At 51.3% G+C, this 6,829-nt stretch carries 4 protein-coding genes and 2 pseudogenes; 2 read left to right on the plus strand and 4 right to left on the minus strand.

Annotated elements, in window-relative coordinates; genetic code table 11:
* Nucleotides 1-397: NUDIX domain-containing protein (locus CPT76_RS11385; protein ID WP_105443002.1), on the minus strand; the 397-nt coding region annotated here is incomplete at its 3' end.
* Between the two features lie 45 nt (nucleotides 398-442).
* Nucleotides 443-838 (minus strand): VOC family protein, encoded by a 396-nt coding sequence (locus CPT76_RS11390; RefSeq protein ID WP_105443003.1) that lies wholly within the window; start codon nucleotides 836-838, stop codon nucleotides 443-445.
* 284 nt (nucleotides 839-1,122) lie between these two features.
* Here CPT76_RS11390 and CPT76_RS11395 point away from each other — a divergent pair, with 284 nt between their 5' ends.
* Nucleotides 1,123-2,034, plus strand: a complete 912-nt coding sequence (locus tag CPT76_RS11395; protein WP_105443004.1) for an AraC family transcriptional regulator — start codon at nucleotides 1,123-1,125, stop codon at nucleotides 2,032-2,034.
* 488 nt (nucleotides 2,035-2,522) lie between these two features.
* Here CPT76_RS11395 and CPT76_RS11400 read toward each other — a convergent pair.
* A pseudogene (locus tag CPT76_RS11400) lies at nucleotides 2,523-5,415 on the minus strand (glycoside hydrolase family 3 C-terminal domain-containing protein).
* Between the two features lie 134 nt (nucleotides 5,416-5,549).
* A complete protein-coding gene (locus CPT76_RS11405; protein ID WP_105443005.1) occupies nucleotides 5,550-6,446 on the minus strand; it encodes a stalk domain-containing protein in 897 nt (298 codons plus the stop codon).
* A 154-nt stretch (nucleotides 6,447-6,600) separates the two neighbouring features.
* Here CPT76_RS11405 and CPT76_RS11410 point away from each other — a divergent pair.
* Nucleotides 6,601-6,829: pseudogene (locus tag CPT76_RS11410) on the plus strand (23S rRNA (uracil(1939)-C(5))-methyltransferase RlmD); the annotation flags it as partial.

The raw sequence follows: 6,829 nt of genomic DNA on the forward strand, positions 1-6,829 counted from the left end.
CCTTCGGATACAACCTGATGTGATCGAGTTGACGAATATCCACCCATTCTACGCCGATCTGATCCTGGTCGGGCTGGGTTCCATTCATCTGCGTCGGGGCTTCCTGCGTAAGCGAGCAGACAAAATAAAACTCCACTTGATGAACGTCATGATCCCATGCTGCGAACTCATGATTTTTGCCGATGTACTCGCGCACGTAAACAAGGTCCTGCACCTCAACTTGTACTCCAAGTTCTTCGATGCATTCCCTCTTGAGGGTCTCTTTCAGTACTTCTCCGTGCTCTTGGCCGCCGCCTGGGAATAGGTAGAAAAAACCGTCGTTATCCTTGTTTTTGGTCAATAACAATTTTCCTTGCTGAATGATGATCGCTTTCGCAGAGTTTCTAATTGGCTTCATGCTAACCTCACGATTCCTAGATTTCTATTTGGTATGGATTAGTCTTTAAAATCCGTTATGTTGGACAAGGTCAAGCCGATTTCCATAGAGATCCTCGAAGACCGCCTCAATGCCCCATGGGACCTCTTTCGGTTCACTGAGAAAATGAACTCCGTTTGCCTTCATTTGTCCGTAATCGCGATAGAAGTCATCGGTTTGGACGACGAGGAATACGTGGTTCGCTGCTTGGGTTCCAACCCTGTCCTGCTTAGCCTCCGTGTCTGCCACCACAAATACGATGGCGGTTTGCGCCTCCTTCGACGGAGCTACGGTGACCCATCTCATGCCGTTCCCGAAATGGTTGTCCGTTAACAAAACGAACCCTGCCTTTTCTGTGTAAAATTCAATCGCTTCGTCAAAATTTTTAACCAGCAGCGTAACATGTCCTATTTTTTTCTGCATAAATGCTCACTCCTCGTTGGTATATGAAAAAGCTCATTGGTCCTGAACCTTTTTTATATTTTTCCTTCGACCTTCTCCATGTTAGCATTTTCGCATAACAGAAAAAAAGAAGAAGTTGACGGAATGAATCGGCTTCTACATTTCGTCAAAGGAGGTTCTTATGATGATTCAGGAAAATGATCTGAAGCATCTCAGACTCAGAACAATTCACTCCATCCATTCTTGCCTGATGTCGGCTCCTTTGTTATTCTTACCGTATGTTTGAACAAGGAGGCGTTCTGAAAATGGATCGAGAAATGCAACCCAACGGACTCGAACCTTATTTGTCTGAATTATCCTGGCGGCTAAATCAGCTGTTGCAGACGGATGGATTACATATAACAGAGATCCCGTCGCTGCACATGATGCGGGCCACGGCGACGTCCGAACCTATTCATAGCATGTACGCGCCTTCTTTATGCTTCATTGTCCAGGGCGCCAAATCCGCAGCGCTTGGTCAAGAGATTTACCATTACAATCCGACCACGTACCTCGTGACATCCGTTCATCTCCCGATCAAAAGTGAGATCACCGAAGCCTCGCCTGAGGTTCCGTTCATTGGGCTTCACCTGGAGTTTACACCGGATCAAATTCTGGATATATTGCAGCATACGGATCTGGCCTGGCCTGAAGAATCGGAGCCGGGAAGCGGCATATTTGTCGGCAATACGAATTCGCAACTGCTTGATGCCCTGCTGAGGCTGGTAAAATTGTTCGACCAACCTGCTGAAATCCCAATCCTGGCTCCTTTGATTACACGGGAGATTCTATTCCGCGTTCTACAGGGCGAGCAAGGCCATTTGGTCAAGCAGTTTGCGGTGATCGGCAGCCAGGCGCACGCCGTTGCGAAGGCCATTCAGCTCATCCATCGTGATTATTCCAAGCCGCTTCGCGTCGAGGAACTGGCCAAGGAAGTAAATATGGCCGCGTCGTCTTTTCATAAACATTTCAAACAGGTCACGGCTCTGAGCCCGCTGCAATATCAGAAACGGATCCGACTTCAGGAAGCGAGACATCTCATGATCAGTGAAAAAATGGGGGCAGCCGATGCCGCTTTCCAGGTTGGCTATGAAAGTCCTTCCCAATTCAGCCGCGAGTATGCCCGATTGTATGGTCTGCCGCCTAAGAGTGATTTGAAGCAAGCCTCTATCCAGTAAGGGGATTCCCTCATTTCCATAGGTGAAACACAAGCTGCGCCACAAGAACAGCAAGCCCCGATCTCGGTGAGATTGGGGCTTGTTCTCTTCATGATGACCGAATTTAATTAATCATATTAAAGATTTGTTCACTGGTGCGTAACTTCTCAATTCGGTGAAAAATCGTACAGCACACATGCTCATGTTCTTTCTTGGTGGATGGGGCATCCAGGATCTAGTCCAGCCAGCAGTTCACTAGCTGATGAAGCCAGTCCTGAGCCGTAGTAAGTAACTTTGAGGGAAAGTTGTGGTACGAGATGACATGATTCAACATGCTGTCTGGAGTAATTGGGGAAAATTATTTATTTAATATGATTAATAATCAATCAGATAAATATAACATTCATATCTTCTTGGCAGTTACAAGCCTGCATGAAACCTAAATACACCCGCCTTTAATGCAGGCGGGTGTATGGGTCAATAGCTGGCTTTTGCTTTCCGTTTCGGACTTAAGAGAATTGGAATTGGCTAATTGCCAGGTTCCCTTTCAAAATAAAATACACATTCTGACTTCCGTGTATTCCGCTAAGCTTGCAGGAATAATCCTGCCATGTCTGTAAGTCGCCTGAAGTCAGAGTGATCCGGCCCACAGGCAGCCCTTCAGGATGATCCAGCCGCACTTCAACGACGGCATCCGCCGCTCCGGCCGCCCGGATTCGCAGCGTATCCGCACCGTTCTCGAACTTGGCATCACGGAAAACGATCCATCCGGATTGATCCTTCACGACCACGGCGCTGCCGCCTTCCGTACACTCACCGTCGTAATTGATGGCTTTCGTTGATTGCGTGAGGTCACGCGGCGGAATGGTCTCCCCATCTACAACCAGCTCGGCTGTCAGCGGCAGGTTCTCCGAAGAAGCGCCGGCCATCATCATATAAGTGCCGGTCTCGATGCAGTAGCGCTCGCGAGTGACATCCCAGATCGCCAGCTGATCGAGCGGAACTTCAAAGGACACATCGGCCGTCTCGCCCGGCTGAAGCATCACTCTGCGGAATCCAAGCAGCTGCTTGCGCGGACGCTTGACGCGGGACTGATTTGCCCGGCTGTACAGCTGCACCACTTCCTCCCCTGCCACTTCACCGATGTTGGTTACCCTGCATGTCAGACGAACCGTTTGATCCGTGCCTGCCGTAAGCTTTTCCTTCGCAAGCTGCAGCCCATCATACCGGAAGCTGGTGTAGGACAAGCCGTGTCCAAACGGATACAGAGCCTCGCCCTCGAAGTATTGGTACGTTCTGCCGTGCTTGATGACATCATAGTCCATAAATTCCGGCAGCTGGTCGACGGATTTGTACCACGTCATATTCAGTCGTCCCGCCGGGTTGGTGTCCCCGAACAGCACGTCTGTCAATGCATGACCCAGTTCCTGGCCGGCATGGGATGTGTACAGAACGGACGGTACATTCGCGTCCACCCAGTTTAGCGCGTACGGGTAACTGCCTACGACGACGACCACCGTGTTCGGATTGGCTGCATAAACCTCCTGAATCAGCTTCTCCTGCGATTCCGGAAGTGTAATGTCCGGACGGTCGATCGTCTCCTTGCCGTTAATCAGCGGATGATTGCCGACGAACACAACCGCCAGCTCCGCTTCCGCTGCTGCTTCTTTGGCAGTCTGAAGCTTGTCCGTGACGATTTCAAGCTCGAACAGATCGGCATGGACGATCGGGGCATCCTCACCCGATACCTCGGCCGCACCTGCAACGTTGATCTCATTCGCAGTCTCCGCGGCTTGGCCGTCGCCTACCAGCAGCTGACCTGATTCGGCATGCACCGTCACCGGTGTACCATTCCATGTTGAGAAGGTTACGCATCCTTGCTCATGTTCGGCAGGATGGATGAGGAAGACTTCTTTAGTAAACCACTCCCAAATTTGATCGGACGATGCTTTAACGATCTTATCGTCAGTTGTCAGGTAGCGGCCATTGTCTTCAGAGATCAAGGTGTGGCTTCCCCAGCCCCAATCCGTCATTTCAAACACAGACGCATCCATAGCATTTTCGGTCGTTGCTGCCAGCGCGGCCTCTTCTCCGGCCTGAATTCGAACATACCGCCCCGTTTTTTTGATTTCAGCCGAATCCGGTCCGTTCCCCCGCTGTAACTTGTCTTGCCGTTCGTTCCTGCCCCGGAAAGCTTCTCTTGGATGCCCTGGAGCGGCGTGACGGCATAAGGGAGCGAGCCGCTGTACCAATCCCGGTACACCATTCCGGCGAGCGGCCCGATCACGGCCACTTTGTTCAGCTTGTCTGTATTGAGCGGGAGAAGCCCACGGTCATTCTTCAGCAGTACCATTGCCTTACGGGCGGCTTCCCGGGACAGCTCCGCATGCTCTGGCCGCAGGATTACGGATTCGTCGATCGCAGCATACGGGTTGCCCTCTTCAGGATCGAATTCGCCGAGCCGGAAGCGGACGCGGAAGGTATTCGTCAGTGCGGCGTCAAGATCGCTCTCAGCCAGCAGTCCCTCACTCAGTGCTTCACGCAGCGCATCCTTGATCACAGCCGAATCGTCCGTGATGCTGTCAATCCCACCTTCTTTAACGGAGCGGGCGACGGCCTCCTTATACGTATCCAGGTATCCATGATCGCGGACGGTACCAGTCACGTCGAAGGCATCGCTTACAACAAAACCGTCCATGCCCCACTCGTCCTTGACGATGGCTTTGACGTCAGGACTCAGGTTCGCCGGCACGCCGTTGATCGCGTTGTAAGCCGTCATCATGGACTGGGCGCCGCCTTCCTTGAACGGAATCTCAAACGCTTTCAAATAATATTCCCGCATGTTGCGCGGATCAATGCTGACCGAAGCGTCACCCCGGCCAACTTCGTTATTATTCGCAATAAAGTGCTTCAAAGTGGCAACCGCTTTCAAGTATACGGGATGATCACCTTGAATGCCCTGAATGAGCGCGGAGGCCAGTTTCCCGGTCAGGATCGGGTCTTCTCCGTAGGCTTCTTCCGTTCTGCCCCAGCGCGGGTCGCGTTCCAAATCGACGGTCGGAGCCCACTAGGGTCAATCCGTTCACTTCGGGATTGCGGCGGTAGAACCCTCTGGCCTCGTCACCGATGACGCTGCCGATTCGTTTCATGAGTTCCGTGTCCCACGTACAGCCAAGGCCGAATCGGCTGCGGAAATCCGGTTGCTTCTCCCAGCCACGCCATGCCGTGGGCTGCTTCCGTTCCGTGTTTATACGCTTTCACACCGAGCCGCTCGACGGCAGCTTGATATTGAACCATCAGCTCCACTTTTTCTTCCAGTGTAAATCGGGAGACCAGGTCTCTCACTCGTTCTTCTAAAGGTAAGGATGTATTCTGAAATGGATAGTCGGTCTGTGCTGGCATCGTTATCATCTCCTTCAGGCGTATTTTAAGCCATATCGGTTTCAGGAGATACCCGGATAATTAGAGGCGTTTTCATATAGAATTCATAGAAAGACTTTCCGTTTGATCACGATGTCGAAAAGATTCGTATGTTCCTATTTCATTGGTGCGTATTCGGCAAACCCCGTCGTTAATGTTCTTATGCGGATGTCGACGCGCTCCACCTTCCAAGCCCCTCCTGTCCAGATGAGCGTAACGGTCCGATCCTCAATGTATTGATCCTCTCCCGTCAGCCCGTTCCCTAAGGGAGCTGATTGTGTAAACGTGGCTGCAGTTTTGCCAGTATATTCGGGCAGGGTTATCGGATCTTTATAGCGGCCGGCTGCCTGCAGCCCCTGATCATGAATCAGCGTACGGATGAAGCGTTCGGTAAAATAGGATTTGTAGTGTGCGCTCACGTATTTAGCGTCCAGATTTTGGGCTTCGTTTAATTTGTCCGACAACAACTTCATGCGGGCGGAGGTCAGTTTTTGGGTACCCGGCATAGAAACAGGGGATGGTGACGGTTTAATTTGGATCCGGATTCCTTCCAGAATCGCCGTAGCAAGCTTGGACGGCCCATCCCACTCAACTGTAGCTCCCAATGCTGCTGCGACAAATTTTAATGGGACATAGACACTCCCATTCAACACTTGGACGGGAGCTCCCATATCGGCATACTCGCGATGCGGCAGGTCCGGATATTCAGGAAATTCTCCTCTTGATGGGGTGTCCACGATGGCCCGCTTGAAATTTGCAGCCAGCCGAATGGTAAGATCGTTTTTGCGGATAACCAATTCCTTTTCTGTAGGAAACCATTCTAGACGGGCTCCCAACGGTTCGATTAGAGGCCGGACCGGGACGAGGAGATGTCCTTGGTTCCATTCTGCATTTTGAACTGCTACCGACTGTGGGCCTGCTGCGACTTGTGCAGATTCATTCATCGCAAATCCCATCATTTCTAATCCCGTTGTGGCCATCGTTATCCATAATAATAATTTCAGCTTTTTCATATGAAACAGGTCACCTCTGCTGCTTTTTAAGATATAAACGCTGCCCAACAGGAAATGTCACGAAAAATGCAGCACCCGGCGGCGGAACATGGCATTCCTACCTGGCCGCGTGGTATAGTGAAACGAAGAACAAGCGATGGAGTGTAGAACGAACATGAATGAACGAAAACATCCCAATAACAAACGACAGTCCCAAGCCGGGACTCATTTATATCGAAAGGATGCAGCTGCTCGCAAAGGCTTCCGCAAAAATGAGCCGATGAAGCAGACGTCTGGCTCTGCCCGCGATCATGCCGATGAGCTTCGGACCGGCGACCGCATCGTCGTGACCATCAAACGTTTGGGTATTAACGGTGAAGGCGTAGGTTATTATCGGCGGAAGG

The organism is Paenibacillus sp. AR247 (genome assembly GCF_002968895.1).
Classification (GTDB): Bacteria; Bacillota; Bacilli; order Paenibacillales; family Paenibacillaceae; genus Paenibacillus_AQ; species Paenibacillus_AQ favisporus.

Bases quoted from the DNA above. Each gene is read 5' to 3' on its own strand.
- CPT76_RS11390 (WP_105443003.1), bottom strand. From the start codon at position 838: ATGCAGAAAAAAATAGGACATGTTACGCTGCTGGTTAAAAATTTTGAC.
- CPT76_RS11395 (WP_105443004.1), top strand. From the start codon at position 1,123: ATGGATCGAGAAATGCAACCCAACGGACTCGAACCTTATTTGTCTGAA.
- CPT76_RS11405 (WP_105443005.1), bottom strand. From the start codon at position 6,446: ATGAAAAAGCTGAAATTATTATTATGGATAACGATGGCCACAACGGGA.